The sequence below is a fragment of the Bacillus pumilus genome, assembly GCF_900186955.1.
GTDB classification, from domain to species: Bacteria; Bacillota; Bacilli; order Bacillales; family Bacillaceae; genus Bacillus; species Bacillus pumilus.
Map to the genome: position 1 here is coordinate 1,156,356 of NZ_LT906438.1, position 14,033 is coordinate 1,170,388.

A 14,033-nucleotide genomic window follows, 5' to 3' on the forward strand; every position below is an offset into this window, starting at 1 on the left:
CATGGCAGAAAAATTGTTAGAAATCAAAAATTTAAAGCAGCATTTCCATACAGCAAGAGGAACCGTGAAAGCAGTTGACGGCGTTTCATTTGATATTTACAAAGGTGAAACACTAGGTCTTGTAGGTGAGTCTGGATGTGGTAAATCCACTACGGGCCGATCTATCATTAGACTTTATGATGCGACAGATGGCGAGGTTCTTTATAAAGGGGAAAATGTACACGGGAAGAAATCAAGACAAAAAATGCTTGAGTTCAACCGTCAAATGCAGATGATCTTCCAAGATCCATATGCCTCACTGAACCCTAGAATGACAGTCCTTGATATCATTGCAGAAGGCATTGACATTCATGGCCTTGCGAAAACAAAGCAAGCGCGTAAAGAGCGTGTGTACCAGTTGCTTGAAACCGTTGGATTGAACAAAGGGCATGCAAACAGATATCCGCATGAATTCTCTGGTGGTCAAAGGCAGCGTATCGGAATTGCCCGTGCATTAGCAGTTGAGCCAGATTTTATCATTGCCGATGAACCAATCTCTGCATTAGATGTGTCGATTCAAGCGCAGGTCGTTAACTTAATGAAAGAACTGCAAGAAGAAAAAGGCTTAACGTATTTATTCATTGCCCATGACCTGTCCATGGTAAAATACATCAGCGATCGAATTGGTGTGATGTATTTCGGGAAATTGGTAGAGCTGGCACCAGCGAATGAATTATACGAAAACCCGCTTCATCCATATACAAAATCATTACTATCTGCGATTCCGCTTCCAGATCCAGATTATGAGCGTAACCGCAAGCGAATCAAGTATGATCCTTCCGTTCACAAAGGAACAAACACTGATTTCCGTGAAGTGAAGCCAGGTCACTTTGTGAGCTGCACAGAGGAAGAATTCAAAGAGCTTCAGGCAAAACAATCATAAGAAGGAAGGAGCACTGCTAAGTCAGTGCTTCTTTTTTTTATTTTACAAAAAAACGAGATGATGGTAATTTCTAGTTAACAATAAGCGGGTTCTAGGAGGAAATCAGATGTCGATATGGAAGACATTTCGCTATTCATTCTTTCACTTTCTCATTGTATTCATGCTTTTTTCAACGTCTTTTTTGAGAAAGCCAAATGGAGGACAGTGGATGCTCATATTTATGGTGCTCATTGGCATTGCGTCTTTTTCCGTGGAATATATGCTTCACCGGAAATTAAGCAATCAGAAAGAGGAAGCACGTCGCAGGAAGTATTTTTATTTCATCATGTTTCAAACTGGGATGACACTCATCCTGTTTGTCTGTTTTCAATTACTCATGAATCGTTCGATGTAAAACTTTTTTCTGTTGTTTGAAAAAAAGTGAAACTAGAGGAGACTTTGCTGCGTCTTACTAGTACAGGCGTTTAAATAGCAGGAAATCGGGAATATCTAAGGAAGTGGTTCTTAACGATATCATAAGGAGCGGATCCATGAATTGGTATGAAAAGCTCAGTGAATACTTCCCGATAGAAGAAATGAAGTCAAAAGAGCATATGGAAGCTTTATTAAAGGAAAGAAGTGATGTTTATCATAAGGAGGAAGGACCTCATCATGTGATGATGTACGCCGAATTTGATAATTTCATCTTTATTGATTATTTATTTGTTTCCAGAGATGCAAGAGGTGAAGGCCTCGGATCAAAGCTCATTCATAAGCTGAAGAAAAAAAAGAAACCGATCTTGCTTGAGGTTGAGCCTGTAGTTGAAGATGATGCAGATACTGCAAAACGCCTAAAGTTTTACCAAAGAGAGCACTTCAAGCATGCAGAATCAATCGGTTATAAACGCAGGTCACTTGCAACAAATGAAGTGAACCGCATGGAAATCCTTTATTGGTCGCCTCTTACAGATAATGAGGAAGAAATGATGGAGGCTATGAGGAAGACCTATGAACGAATCCATACGTATAAAGACGAAGAATGGTATGGGCAGTCGTATGAGGATGTTGATGATGTATTGAAGGTCATTGAAAATAGAAAACAAAAAAATATTTTCGATCATCTCGACTAAATGAGAATGTTCAGACATCAAGCAACACCACAAAATGAATGAAATTGTCTAGTTTTTGTCACAAAAATTGCAAGAAAATCTGTTCACACTTACTTTTTTATAGTATAATCACTATAAAGATTACTTATTTAGAACAATTTTAATTTAAGAATACAGATCAATATTCATTCTACAAATTGAGGAGTGAAGATTTATGGTAACATTATACACATCACCAAGCTGTACATCATGTAGAAAAGCAAGAGCGTGGTTAGAAGAGCACAATATTCCGTATCAAGAGAGAAACATCTTTTCAGAGCCTCTTTCAATCGATGAAATCAAAGAAATTCTTCGAATGACTGAAGACGGTACAGATGAAATTATCTCAACACGTTCAAAAGTATTCCAAAAGCTAAATGTGAATGTTGAGACAATGCCTCTTCAACAATTGTATAAACTAATCAATGAGCATCCAGGTCTATTAAGACGACCAATTATATTGGATGAAAAAAGACTACAAGTTGGCTACAATGAAGATGAAATTAGACGTTTCCTTCCAAGAACGGTTCGTACATTCCAACTAAGAGAAGCTCAGCGACTTGCTAACTAATAGAAAAAACGAAAAGCTGCCGATCATTTGGCAGCTTTTTTTATTTGTTTTCAGCCGTTTGTTCGTAAAACAGGCTGGCTAAAATGACCATGACGACTGTTAAAAACGGAAGCATCAATTCAAGAGTCGCATGCTGAGCCATAAATTCATTCAATTTCACATCACGAACAATCATTTCACCGCCAGTAAAAGCCAAAAGAGCACTTCCTCCGTATAATAGATACGGAAATTTGGTGAAAGCGGCATGAATCAGCTTACTTCCCCAAATAATAATCGGTACTGAAATCATCAGGCCAAAAGCGGTCAGCAGCATGTTGCCTTTCGCCGCTCCTGCAACTGCAATCACATTATCAAGTGACATAAAGAGGTCGGCAATCACAATGGTCTGAACCGCACGCCAAAGGGAGCCGCTGCTTTTAATGCGAATCGATTCTTTCTTTTGTTCAATTAACAAATTGTATCCTATATAAAGGAGAAAAAGTCCGCCGATAAATTGCAAATAAGGGATGGTCAATAAATAAACTGCGGCACCTGTCATTGTTATTCTCATCAGCACTGCCAAAAGTGTGCCGATCCATATGGCTTTATTGCGTTTGTCATTTGACAAGCTACGGCTAGCCATCGCAATGATCAACGCATTATCTCCGCCTAAAATTAGATCGATGCCAATAATCATCAGTAAGGATATGATCCACTCTGTTTCCATCCATTTCACCTCATGTCTAATAGAGCTCGTACAACCAATATATGAAGACAATTCAAATATATGTTTCTGTAAGTTTTCTCTGCAAAAAATGCGTTTTTATTTCTTTTATTCATGTTTTATCATAAAATAGACAGTACGAAGCAATACCTCAATTCTTTAAAAGGTTAACATGTAGACGGAACGGGTAAAGTGTAGTAAAGTACTATTAATTGGGAGCTTGTATGTCCCTTCAACATCTTATATAGAAGGGAAGGTTGGCAAAATGGAAATTGAAAGAATTAATGAACATACAGTGAAATTTTATATTTCCTACGGTGATATTGAAGACCGCGGATTTGACCGTGAAGAGATTTGGTATAATCGTGAACGCAGTGAAGAGCTGTTTTGGGAAGTAATGGACGAAGTGCACGAAGAAGAAGAATTTGCAGTTGAGGGACCGCTTTGGATTCAAGTGCAGGCACTTGACAAAGGTCTTGAAATTGTCGTGACGAAAGCCCAACTTTCTAAAGATGGACAAAAGCTCGAATTGCCGATTCCAGAAGATAAAAAAGATCAAACAGATGAAGAAAGTCTAGACGCACTGCTTGATGATTTTCAAAAAGAAGAGCAGGATCAAGAAGACGATAATGAGAAGGACAAAAAACTTCAACTTCAATTTGTGTTGAAAATGGATGACTTTGAAGATTTGATTGCACTTTCTCAATTAAATATGCAGGATTTTACCACAAGTTTATATTCGTTTGAAAACCGTTATTATCTATATGTTGACTTCCACGAGGATTTGTCAGATGAGCAAGTGGAGAATAAGCTCAGCATTTTGCTTGAATATGCTCATGAATCAGTGGTCAGCATTTACAGACTGAAAGAATATGGTCAGCTGATTATCGAAGGTAATGCCCTTGAAACGATTCAACAGCACTTCTCGTAACCAACAAAAGTCGATTTCTATAGAGGAATCGGCTTTTTTATCTGAATGAATAGGTAAATAAAGAGATCGGCAAGGAGAAAATGAAATGAGAAATTTAGTCAAAGTTCTATTTTTTCTTATCATTACGATAGGTGCTTATTTAGTCATTCAATTAATTGCCGGTGATTTAGCGGTAAGTGTATTAAGTTCTGTCAGTGTTCTATTCACTTTATCGATTATCTTCATCGGGTTTGTCATATTCTTGGAGAACCGGAATCCATCTCAAACGATAACGTGGCTTGTCCTGCTTGGCAGCTTTCCGTTATTCGGCTTTTTGTTCTATATTTTCTTTGGACGCAATATCAAAAAGCGCCGGTTGTTTGAAAAGAAAGCCATCCTGGACGAACAGTTAATCCAGGAAGATGAACATATTCATAGAGAAGCGATTGAGAAAATGACGCATATGGGTGATCATCAGCAGCTCTTATTTAAGCTGGCCCACAGACTTGGACATACCCCTATTACGTATCGCACGTCCTCTAAAGTCCTGACGAATGGAGAAGAAACATTCTCTCATATTTTTGAAGAAATCAAAAAGGCGACACATCACATTCATTTAGAATATTATATTCTCCGCCACGATGACCTTGGACAAGAATTAAAAGATATTCTCATTGATAAAGCGAAAAATGGCGTGATTGTCCGCTTTTTATATGACGATGTAGGGAGTTTAAAGCTCTCTCGTCAATATATTGCTGACCTCGAAAAGGCTGGCGTTCAGATCGTTCCATTTTTACCAGTGAGGCTGCCTCTGTTAAATAATAAAATCAATTTCCGAAATCACCGAAAAATTGTCGTGATTGATGGAGAAGTTGGATTTGTTGGCGGGCTGAACATTGGAGACGAATATATGGGTAGAAGCAGACAATATGGATTTTGGCGTGACACCCATTTGATGATTAAGGGTGAAGCTGTTCGTGACCTGCAGCAGATTTTCATGCAGGATTGGTACTATATGACGAATGAAAGATGCGCAGGTGTGGACTACTTTAAAGATTTCAGCCACCTTGAAAGCACAACACAAGGCGTACAAATGATCGCTGGCGGACCTGATAAACAGTGGGAGGTCATTAAAAATCTCTTTTTCTCCATGATTATCTCTGCCAAAAAGTCTATTTGGATCGCTTCACCATATTTTGTGCCAGATGATGATATTTTGTCTGCACTGAAAATTGCTGCATTAAGCGGAGTAGACGTACGGATTATTGCACCGAAGAATCCAGATAAACGGATCGTCTTCCATGCGTCCCGTTCATACTTCCCGGAGCTTTTAGAAGCAGGGGCAAAGGTGTATGAATATGATCAAGGCTTTATGCATAGTAAATTTATCATTGTGGATAGTGAGCTGGCTTCGATAGGAACGGCCAACATGGATATGAGAAGCTTTCATTTGAATTTTGAAGTGAATGCCTTCCTCTATAAAACGAAAAGCACTGAGAAGCTCGTGAACGACTTCTTAGGTGATTTAGAGCAGTCGCACGAGATTGTCCCAGAAGAATTTGCAAAGAGACCGTTAAGGGTAAGGCTCTTTGAATCAACAGCAAGATTATTATCGCCATTACTATAAAGATTGTATTTTCCCCCTTTTTTATGAGGGGGTTTTTTCATTTTCCTCAGGAAAACAACAGTAAAATTATATTTTCACACAACAAAAGTTCATTTTACCTATTCGCTCTCTTATAGATGAAAAAGCTATAATACGGTCAACAAAGACTAAGGGGCGAGCTGAATGAATACAGCGATCATGGATAATGGAAAACTTATTCGAATTACACATCACTTATCTAAAAACAGGTTGGAGCATGTCAGGACGACGTGCAAATTTTACTGCCCTGAATGCAGGGAAGAAGTGCAATTAAAGCTTGGTGAACAACGTGTCTATCATTTTGCACATAAACAGCTCACTGCATGTCCACTAGCCTCAGGCGAAACGGCTTATCATCAGGCGGGAAAAGAAGCCATGATGAATTGGCTTCAGCGGCTTGGGCATAAACCGGTGCTTGAAAAGTATGTGTCAAAGGTTCATCAGCGTCCTGACGTGGCCGTCTCTATTGGAGGAACAAGCTATGCAATCGAATATCAATGTTCAAATATTTCACGGCAAGAGCTCCGTAAAAGGACAGCAGGACTCCGTCAAGCAGGGCACTTCCCTATATGGATCATAGGAGCAAATCGTTTAAAGCGAATATCTGCCCAGCTCTTTTCCTTCTCCTCCATTCATTGGGGAATGCTAAGGGAATCACAGAAAGGAAGTCTGATTTTTTATTGTCCGCTACAGAATCGATTCATCCATCTTGCTCAATTCCTTGTATTTCAACCAACAAAAATATGTGCCGCTATGACTGTCAGATCGCCAACAGCATACTGCAAACTTTCGGATATTCTATCGCCGCCCTCAAGCAAGCGTCAAGTCTACAAACAATGGCTAAAATGTATACAGCAATTTAGGCAGCGGCCTCCTCGCATTTTATCAAATGAAAGCAAACGGTTAAGGGACATTTTTTATGAGCATCATCAAACAGTTTTTCCTTTTCTGCCAACTGAATTATTTATCCCGCTGAAAGAAGCGTATATCTTCACAAGTCCCGTTTACGTCTGGCAGGGGTGTCTATATGATTGGATGATAAGAAAAAAAGGAAGCAGTCCAGTGACGATTCAACTGCTGATGAAAGAAATCAAGCGGGCTATCGAGATGAAAGAAGTAAAGCTTCGTTATGGCGATGTTTCAATAGAAGAAATAAAAGAGGTCATCACATCATATGTTCATGCGCTTGTCAGACAAGGGTTTTTGCGCATGACGAAAGAGGGTAATTATGAAGTAGCGTCAAAACAAATGCCGATACAAACAGTAGATGAAGCGTTCAAACGAGATGCTTTCTTATTTCATTAGCATGTTTCATGTCCACTTTGATCATGATAAGAAAAAGGTGGTGCTGCGATTGAATAGAAAGAAACGCTTTTTTCTCATTTTTTTAGTCTGTTTGGTATTTATTTCTGCATATGATTTGACAAATATAGTTCAAAACAAAGAAGATAAATACAACACCAATTTCTTTCACTTTCCGAAAGGTTGGTTCAACACAACTTATGCAAGGGGGATTCATATGACTTCACAAAGCAATAACAACCATTTACCGGACAGAAGCGAAGTAAAAGAAGAAAACAAATGGCGACTTGAAGATATTTTTGAAAGCGTCGATGCATGGAATAAGGAATTTGAAGCGGTCAAAAAAGAAATTCCTAAGCTCGCCCAATTTAAAGGCAAGCTCGCTCATTCTGCTGATGTACTGTATGAAGCCCTAACCTTTCAGGATCAGCTTTCTGAAAAGCTTGGTAAGCTTTATACATATGCGCACATGAAATACGATGAGGATACAACAAACTCATCATTTCAAGCGCTGAATGATAAAGCATCGAATTTATTTACACAGATTTCTAGTACCTCTGCTTATATTGTTCCAGAGATTTTGTCGATTCAAGAAGATAAATTGCAGCAGTTTATCTTGGAAAAAGAAGAATTAAAACTGTATTCTCATGCTCTTGAAGAAATTAATAAAGAACGTCCGCATATTCTAAGTGAGGAGCAAGAGGCCTTATTAGCTGAGGCATCTGAACCTCTCTCAACTTCATCTACTACTTTTAGTATGTTTAACAATGCTGATATTTCGTTCCCTTCTGTAAAGGATGAAGATGGGGAAGAAAAGAAAATTACCCACGGCAACTTTATTACATTTTTAAATAGTGATGACCGTGAAGTGAGAAAGAATGCCTTTAAAGCTGTGTATAAAACGTACGATCAGTATAAAAACACGCTTGCTTCGACACTAAGTGGCTCGATTAAAAAGGATAATTTTTATGCAAAAGTTCGAAATTATAAATCGGCAAGAGAATCAGCACTATCTCGAAACAGTATTCCAGAAGAAGTATATGACAATCTAATTGATACCGTTCATCAATATTTACCGTTACTACACCGCTATATTGAATTGCGTAAAAAGGTGTTAAAGCTTGATGAAGTGCACAATTATGACTTGTATACGCCACTTGTAAAAGATGCTGGAATGAAGCTAACCTACGATGAAGCAAAGGATTATATGCTAAAAGGGTTAGCACCATTAGGAGAAGAATATGTCTCTGTGTTAAAAGAGGGGCTCAATAATCGCTGGGTAGACGTTTATGAAAATAAAGGGAAACGTAGCGGTGCGTATTCATCTGGAAGCTATGGCACAAATCCATATATCCTCATGAACTGGCAAAATAATATTGATAATTTATTTACACTGGCTCATGAATTTGGGCACTCTGTCCACAGCTACTATACAAGAAAACACCAGCCATATCCGTATGGAAACTACAGCATCTTTGTAGCTGAAGTAGCTTCCACGACAAACGAGGCGTTACTTGGCGAATATTTGTTGAATCATCTAGATGATAAAAAGCAGCGTTTGTATGTGCTGAATCACTTGTTAGAAGGATTTAGAGGAACGGTATTCAGACAGACGATGTTTGCTGAGTTTGAGCATCTCATTCATGTGAAAGCACAAGAAGGAGAGGCTTTAACGCCAGAATTCATGACGAACCTTTATTACGACCTGAATAAGAAGTATTTTGGAGACGGCATGGTTGTGGATAAAGAAATCGGATTAGAATGGACGAGAATCCCTCACTTCTACTACAACTATTATGTCTATCAATATGCAACAGGCTATAGTGCTGCACAGGCATTAAGCAAGCAAATCTTAGAAGAAGGAAAACCTGCGGTGGAGCGCTACACAGACTTCCTTAAAGCAGGAAGCTCTGATTACCCAATTAATGTGCTGAAAAAAGCAGGTGTTGATATGGCTTCCAAAGAACCAATCGAAGCAGCATGTCAATTGTTCGAAGAAAAATTAAAAGAAATGGAAGAGCTCATCTCTAAAACGGGTGAGTAATGAAAAGGCTTCTGTCAGACGTGTGAGTGCAAACTCATCTTTTGACAGGAGTTTTTTTCACAAAAAAGACCTCTTCACATGTAGAGGCCGTTCATTATCATCAACCTTTAAATCCTTTAAAGGTCTTCCGGTGGTTCATTCGATAAAGTGTAAAAAGTATTGTAGCAAATAAGAGTGGCGATGTGAGATAAAGAGGAAGCATTTTCATTAAGCCTAATATGTTTAAAAAGAAACATAAGCCAATGGAAACAAGTCCAATGGTTGTGCTGCGCATGCAGATCCCTCCATTTTTTCGTTACTTTCACTATATGAAAGTGACAACCCTCTTATGTTTTGTGACAAAAATATGAACATATAGTATATCTGTTGTCATAAGTCGACAAAATTTGATATACTAAAGATGTGAAATTAATCACATACAAACATTACCCCTTTGTTTGACCGTGAAAAATTTCTCCCATCCCCTTTGTTGTCGTTAAGACATAGTGAAACCGCGCTTATCCCGGCGCGGTTTCTTCGTGGTTTAAAAAAGAACAAATGTTCCTTTTGAGGTAAAGAAAAAACATGGGTCAGCACCCATGTTCATTCTCACAGCGATAGACATTAAGATCTGAATGATGATCATCTTCTTTATAGCGCCAAAACATTTCTTGATGCACTTGTACACGTTCGACTTTTTTAGCGAAAGCCAGCTTTTTCATTTCTCGTTCAACTTCATCAAGTGTCAGGTCATAAACAACCGCAATCTCTTTAGCAGATGCAAATTGAAAGTAAGCAATAAACCATTCAATTGGAGGCCGTTCTGAAGGGGTTGGTTTTTCACCAATCATTTCAAAAAGGATTTCCTCGTATACATCATAAGAGTACGCACCTGAAATTTTTAATCCTTCATCTCCGTTTACTGTATTAAAAAAGGCAAAGGTCGGAAGCTCAGACACGTCCATTTCAGCGGCAATTTTCATATCACATTTTAGTGCTTTGACAGCACTTTGAGAATGAATATCGCGCTGGAATTCCTCGATGTCTAGTCCAGCGCTTTTTGCATTTTTTAGCAGTACATGTTCACTTGTTACATCTTGCTGATGGCAAAAAAGTGATTCTTGAATGAGACGCAGAAATTTCATTCCGCATTTTCTGCCTTGAAGTTCAGCCGCTTTTAATGCAAGCGAGGCGAGATACGGTGAAGTCACAATTTGTTCAGACAGCATTTGTTCTTTTTTGGTCTGAGTTTTGGTCGCAAATTTCCCCCATGCTTCGGTCAGTAAATGCTTCTTTCGTTTTCGATTCAATGCATTAATACTAGAGCTTGTCACCGTTCGTAAAGTGAAAAAACGACCGTACTTCATTTTTAATTTTTTAATGGATGGCTCTAATAACCAGCAGTCTGGACTTAGAGGGTCAATGAATACATAGATTTCAATCGGCTTTTGAGGATGTCCGTGACAGTGTGAGAAATATTGATCGTGCGTATTGCAGCTCAAGATCGTCCATCCTTTTCAGGTGTTTGATTGACCATATGACGAGCCGTTAAAGAAAGTCGCTCAAATAAAAAGTCACGAATATCGCCGGTTAATCCTACTTGATCCATCGCATCCTCCATGCATTCAAGCCATGCGTCAGCCCGCTCCTCAGTAATCGGAAAAGGGAGATGTCTCGCCCGTAGCATAGGGTGGCCATGCTCCTCTGTATAAAGCGAGGGTCCGCCTAAATATTGCGTTAAAAACTGTTTTTGTTTTCTTGCTGTTTCTTTTAAGTCATCCGGGAAAATAGGATGAAGCAAAGGATGACACTTTACATTTTCATAAAAAGTATCAACAAGTTGCGATAGAAGTTCCTCTCCAACCGCTTCGTAAGGTGCGTTAAACGATTGTACCATGTTGACTACTCCTTTTACTCGTAGTTAATAGGATGAAGCGCCCTATTGTGAATTCATTTATTTCAAAAGTGATATTCAGTTTTTTCTATTTTAATGTTTCTATTCTTGTACTTATTTTAACAACCTCATCTCAATTCCACAAACAAACCGCTTTGGTCTATTGGAAATAAGGGGAGAGTCGGGTTCCGTGATCAATTGACCATATCATAACACATTCAGTCAAAAAAGGGTGAAAAGCGACATACAAAAAACCGAAGAGGTTATTCTCTTCGGTTTAAGCGAAATATTGTGCTGTGATTTTCTTTACATAATTTTGTGTTTCTTTAAATGGTGGAATGCCGCCGTATTTATCAACATTTCCTGAGCCTGCATTATAAGCAGCTAAGGCGAGTGATACATTTCCATTATATTTCTGAAGCATTTGTTTGATATACTTCGTGCCGCCTTCGATGTTCTGAGCCGCATCAAAGGCATTATTCACGCCAAGTGATTTAGCTGTAGATGGCATAAGCTGCATAAGGCCAAGCGCGCCTGCATGGCTGACCGCATTCGTACGATAGCCAGATTCTTGCTTAATGACCGCATGAATTAGCTTTTCTGGAACACCATGTTTTTGAGCCATTTGTGACACAATTTGATTAATTTCCTTTGATGATGAGCCGCTTGAAACAGCCTTTTGAAGCGGCGGCGTGTAGCTGTTGTTTAAGACATTCCCAATACCATTTGCTGTATTCAATTGAGCGTCATTCGCATATGAAGGTTGAGCTTGAAGCTGCTCACCGCCAGCGATAGCAGATAAGTATGGGTTTGTACGCGCGTATTGCGTGTTCGGAGCCGTTGATGGGTCCGTTCCCATAAATGCAGAAATTGAAAGCGGCAGACGTGATAATTCTGATCCGCCTAAAAAATCTTGCAGCAGCGACTGAAATGAAGCTTGAGCATTCGATTCTTGGCCGCCCGGCATTTGCGTTTGTCCAGGGTCTGATTGTAACGTTTTAAGCGCTTGGAGCTGCATAAAGGATTGAAGTTGATTGACGTTCATCATGTTCCTCCTTCAAGGAATTCATCTATTCTGTGTTTTCATTTTCTCTTCATAAAAACGTACGACTTTGTTTTTCGTGTTTCGTACAGGGATTTGGAATTGTTGGAGCAATGCGGAGAATGCGGCTTGTCCGATTTCCAGGTCGCTCACTTCAAATTCAAGTTCATAGTCCTCTACTGTTAAATATCGGCTGTGATCCAAAACAATTAAGCCTTCTTTGATCATTTTTTCAGCTCTTGACGTTTCAAGTGAACCAAAATACACAATTTGATCCTTTTGAATGTTCAAATGATCTAGCCTGTCAGCCACTTCACCTTTTGGTAGCTGAAAATCGTCAAGGCTTGAAGGAGGAGCGATCGTTTGGTGGGTTTCGAGCAAGCCTATTTCGTGTGGTTCCTTTAACGTGAGAACCCACTGACCGTTTCTTTCTCTCATTCTTAATGCAGCGAATTGAGATTTTATATCAAATTGAGGTGTATCAAAGTAATGGTTGGTTTGCGTGTGAAAATCCGAATCCTTCAATTGAAAATGTTGTTTCAACTGTTCAAATTCTTCTTTCATTAACAATTGCTTTAGTTCTATTTCAATTTCCTGTGCCATTTTGACATCAACCTTTCATTTAGAGGAAATATGATTATTGTACATGAAGTATGTTCATCATGTAAAAGACTGTTTTTATCTATTATTTCTCTTTCCGCATGTGCCAAAATCAATGAATAATTACGTGAAAGGATCATTTATAAGAAGAAAATAGGTTTTTCTCAATAAGTTCGGTTTATCAATATTGAACTTGATATGATAAAATAAAGCTGTACTTTGTTGTAAAGGAGATCATGATGCAAAACCGAATTGAAATCGCAGAAGCAACTTTAAAAGAAGACAGGCTGATTTTGACGACCAAGTCAGAAGAGCAAATCCAAAAAGCAAAAGCATCAGGACAAATGCTTGTTGATTCTGATCACTTTGCGTTCGTTTACATACTTGAAAACGAGGAGTCCTTTTCATATCTTATCTTAGGGAAACATACATGGACTCCATTAAAAGAAGCAATGAATCTTGACATCCCTGTCTATTTGACAGCGGGAGGACATTCGTTAGAACTCATTCAGCTTCATCAAGAATTACATTATTTAATCGACAATATTAAAGACAATGCCAATTACGGAGATATGGAAGAGAAAGTGAAGAGCACATTCCTCTGAAATAATTAGGTATATGGAATTGGGGGAAGTTTCATGGACAAAAAACAATGGGATCAATTCCTCGCACCGTATAAACAAGCAGTCGAAGAATTAAAAGTGAAACTAAAAGGCATTCGAAAGCTGTATGAATTCGAGGATGACCATTCACCAGTAGAATTTGTTACAGGCCGAGTGAAACCTGTTGCCAGCATATTAGAAAAGGCAAAGCGTAAAAACATCCCAATGCATGAAATCGAAACGATGCAGGATATTGCTGGGCTTCGCATTATGTGCCAGTTTGTAGAAGACATACAAGTCGTGAAAAAAATGCTCCAGTCACGAAAAGACTTCGTGGTTGTTGATAAACGCGACTATATTGCAGAGCATAAAGAAAGCGGATACCGTTCGTACCACCTTGTTGTGTTATATCCGCTGCAAACGATTAATGGAGAGAAGCAGCTCCTCGTCGAAATCCAAATTCGTACACTTGCGATGAATTTTTGGGCGACCATTGAGCATTCTCTGAATTATAAATATAGCGGGAATATCCCGGAGAAAGTCAAGCTGCGCCTTCAAAGAGCTTCCGAGGCAGCATCTCTTCTTGATGATGAGATGTCTGAAATTAGAGGGGAAATTCAAGAAGCACAAGTGGCATTTTCCCGGAAAAAGAAAAACGATAGCTGAGCCTGTGCTTGATCAAATATGATGCT

At 38.9% G+C, this 14,033-nt stretch carries 16 protein-coding genes and 1 pseudogene; 11 read left to right on the plus strand and 6 right to left on the minus strand.

The genetic code is table 11. The annotated features are described in order from the left end of the window. Position 1: 1 nt before the first annotated feature. From CKW02_RS05720 to spxA, 4 genes are all read left to right on the plus strand, one after another. Positions 2-922, plus strand: coding sequence for an ABC transporter ATP-binding protein (locus CKW02_RS05720; RefSeq protein ID WP_003211358.1), 921 nt, complete (start codon positions 2-4; stop codon positions 920-922). A 106-nt stretch (positions 923-1,028) separates the two neighbouring features. Continuing rightward, a complete protein-coding gene (locus CKW02_RS05725; protein ID WP_003211706.1) occupies positions 1,029-1,316 on the plus strand; it encodes a hypothetical protein in 288 nt (95 codons plus the stop codon). A gap of 136 nt (positions 1,317-1,452) precedes the next feature. Then, positions 1,453-2,031: a GNAT family N-acetyltransferase gene (locus tag CKW02_RS05730; RefSeq protein ID WP_003211910.1), complete on the plus strand. Its 579-nt coding sequence runs from the start codon at positions 1,453-1,455 to the stop codon at positions 2,029-2,031. A gap of 193 nt (positions 2,032-2,224) precedes the next feature. Further along, positions 2,225-2,620 carry a transcriptional regulator SpxA gene (gene spxA / locus CKW02_RS05735; RefSeq protein ID WP_003211421.1) on the plus strand — a complete coding sequence of 132 codons (396 nt, stop codon included), beginning with the start codon at positions 2,225-2,227 and terminating at the stop codon, positions 2,618-2,620. A 40-nt stretch (positions 2,621-2,660) separates the two neighbouring features. Here the strand turns inward: spxA and CKW02_RS05740 are convergent, their stop codons facing one another. Beyond that, complete coding sequence (locus CKW02_RS05740; RefSeq protein ID WP_003211565.1) at positions 2,661-3,326, minus strand: TerC family protein; 666 nt, start codon at positions 3,324-3,326, stop codon at positions 2,661-2,663. A 175-nt stretch (positions 3,327-3,501) separates the two neighbouring features. Here CKW02_RS05740 and CKW02_RS20690 point away from each other — a divergent pair. The 5 genes and pseudogenes from CKW02_RS20690 to pepF form a co-directional block, all read left to right on the plus strand. Beyond that, positions 3,502-3,622, plus strand: a pseudogene (locus CKW02_RS20690) (hypothetical protein); the annotation flags it as partial. After that, on the plus strand, positions 3,589-4,254 hold the full coding sequence (gene mecA / locus CKW02_RS05745; RefSeq protein WP_034619997.1) for an adaptor protein MecA: 666 nt from the start codon (positions 3,589-3,591) through the stop codon (positions 4,252-4,254). The pseudogene CKW02_RS20690 and the gene mecA, both read left to right, overlap by 34 nt. An 85-nt stretch (positions 4,255-4,339) precedes the next feature. Then, a complete protein-coding gene (gene cls / locus CKW02_RS05750) occupies positions 4,340-5,860 on the plus strand; it encodes a cardiolipin synthase (protein ID WP_003212118.1) in 1,521 nt (506 codons plus the stop codon). A gap of 162 nt (positions 5,861-6,022) precedes the next feature. Further along, positions 6,023-7,183 carry a competence protein CoiA family protein gene (locus CKW02_RS05755; RefSeq protein ID WP_003211856.1) on the plus strand — a complete coding sequence of 387 codons (1,161 nt, stop codon included), beginning with the start codon at positions 6,023-6,025 and terminating at the stop codon, positions 7,181-7,183. A gap of 214 nt (positions 7,184-7,397) precedes the next feature. After that, positions 7,398-9,224: an oligoendopeptidase F gene (gene pepF / locus CKW02_RS05760; RefSeq protein WP_003212054.1), complete on the plus strand. Its 1,827-nt coding sequence runs from the start codon at positions 7,398-7,400 to the stop codon at positions 9,222-9,224. A gap of 100 nt (positions 9,225-9,324) precedes the next feature. Here the strand turns inward: pepF and CKW02_RS20435 are convergent, their stop codons facing one another. The 5 genes from CKW02_RS20435 to CKW02_RS05785 all read right to left on the minus strand — a co-directional run bounded on the left by CKW02_RS20435 (position 9,325) and on the right by CKW02_RS05785 (position 12,742). Further along, a complete protein-coding gene (locus CKW02_RS20435) occupies positions 9,325-9,498 on the minus strand; it encodes a hypothetical protein (protein WP_003211988.1) in 174 nt (57 codons plus the stop codon). 295 nt (positions 9,499-9,793) lie between these two features. Further along, positions 9,794-10,705 (minus strand): ClpXP adapter SpxH family protein, encoded by a 912-nt coding sequence (locus CKW02_RS05770; protein WP_003211313.1) that lies wholly within the window; start codon positions 10,703-10,705, stop codon positions 9,794-9,796. Further along, positions 10,702-11,100: a globin domain-containing protein gene (locus CKW02_RS05775; RefSeq protein ID WP_003211417.1), complete on the minus strand. Its 399-nt coding sequence runs from the start codon at positions 11,098-11,100 to the stop codon at positions 10,702-10,704. The genes CKW02_RS05770 and CKW02_RS05775 overlap by 4 nt, the downstream gene beginning before the upstream one ends. Positions 11,101-11,374: 274 nt before the next feature. Continuing rightward, entirely contained in the window at positions 11,375-12,142 is a 768-nt protein-coding gene (locus tag CKW02_RS05780; RefSeq protein WP_003212377.1) for a lytic transglycosylase domain-containing protein, read from the minus strand. 21 nt (positions 12,143-12,163) lie between these two features. Beyond that, complete coding sequence (locus CKW02_RS05785; RefSeq protein WP_003212158.1) at positions 12,164-12,742, minus strand: CYTH domain-containing protein; 579 nt, start codon at positions 12,740-12,742, stop codon at positions 12,164-12,166. A 236-nt stretch (positions 12,743-12,978) separates the two neighbouring features. Between CKW02_RS05785 and CKW02_RS05790 the strand changes: the two genes are divergently transcribed. Both CKW02_RS05790 and CKW02_RS05795 read left to right on the plus strand, forming a co-directional pair. Then, entirely contained in the window at positions 12,979-13,344 is a 366-nt protein-coding gene (locus CKW02_RS05790) for a UPF0738 family protein (protein WP_003210805.1), read from the plus strand. Positions 13,345-13,377: 33 nt separating this feature from the next. Beyond that, positions 13,378-14,007 carry a GTP diphosphokinase gene (locus tag CKW02_RS05795; protein ID WP_003211990.1) on the plus strand — a complete coding sequence of 210 codons (630 nt, stop codon included), beginning with the start codon at positions 13,378-13,380 and terminating at the stop codon, positions 14,005-14,007. Positions 14,008-14,033: the final 26 nt, after the last annotated feature.

Coding starts and splice junctions, on each gene's coding strand:
- CKW02_RS05730 (WP_003211910.1), top strand. CDS start 1,453: ATGAATTGGTATGAAAAGCTCAGTGAATACTTCCCGATAGAAGAAATG.
- pepF (WP_003212054.1), top strand. CDS start 7,398: ATGACTTCACAAAGCAATAACAACCATTTACCGGACAGAAGCGAAGTA.
- CKW02_RS05755 (WP_003211856.1), top strand. CDS start 6,023: ATGAATACAGCGATCATGGATAATGGAAAACTTATTCGAATTACACAT.
- cls (WP_003212118.1), top strand. CDS start 4,340: ATGAGAAATTTAGTCAAAGTTCTATTTTTTCTTATCATTACGATAGGT.
- CKW02_RS05790 (WP_003210805.1), top strand. CDS start 12,979: ATGCAAAACCGAATTGAAATCGCAGAAGCAACTTTAAAAGAAGACAGG.
- CKW02_RS05775 (WP_003211417.1), bottom strand. CDS start 11,100: ATGGTACAATCGTTTAACGCACCTTACGAAGCGGTTGGAGAGGAACTT.
- CKW02_RS05740 (WP_003211565.1), bottom strand. CDS start 3,326: ATGGAAACAGAGTGGATCATATCCTTACTGATGATTATTGGCATCGAT.
- CKW02_RS20435 (WP_003211988.1), bottom strand. CDS start 9,498: ATGCGCAGCACAACCATTGGACTTGTTTCCATTGGCTTATGTTTCTTT.
- CKW02_RS05780 (WP_003212377.1), bottom strand. CDS start 12,142: ATGAACGTCAATCAACTTCAATCCTTTATGCAGCTCCAAGCGCTTAAA.
- CKW02_RS05725 (WP_003211706.1), top strand. CDS start 1,029: ATGTCGATATGGAAGACATTTCGCTATTCATTCTTTCACTTTCTCATT.
- mecA (WP_034619997.1), top strand. CDS start 3,589: ATGGAAATTGAAAGAATTAATGAACATACAGTGAAATTTTATATTTCC.
- CKW02_RS05795 (WP_003211990.1), top strand. CDS start 13,378: ATGGACAAAAAACAATGGGATCAATTCCTCGCACCGTATAAACAAGCA.
- spxA (WP_003211421.1), top strand. CDS start 2,225: ATGGTAACATTATACACATCACCAAGCTGTACATCATGTAGAAAAGCA.
- CKW02_RS05720 (WP_003211358.1), top strand. CDS start 2: ATGGCAGAAAAATTGTTAGAAATCAAAAATTTAAAGCAGCATTTCCAT.
- CKW02_RS05785 (WP_003212158.1), bottom strand. CDS start 12,742: ATGGCACAGGAAATTGAAATAGAACTAAAGCAATTGTTAATGAAAGAA.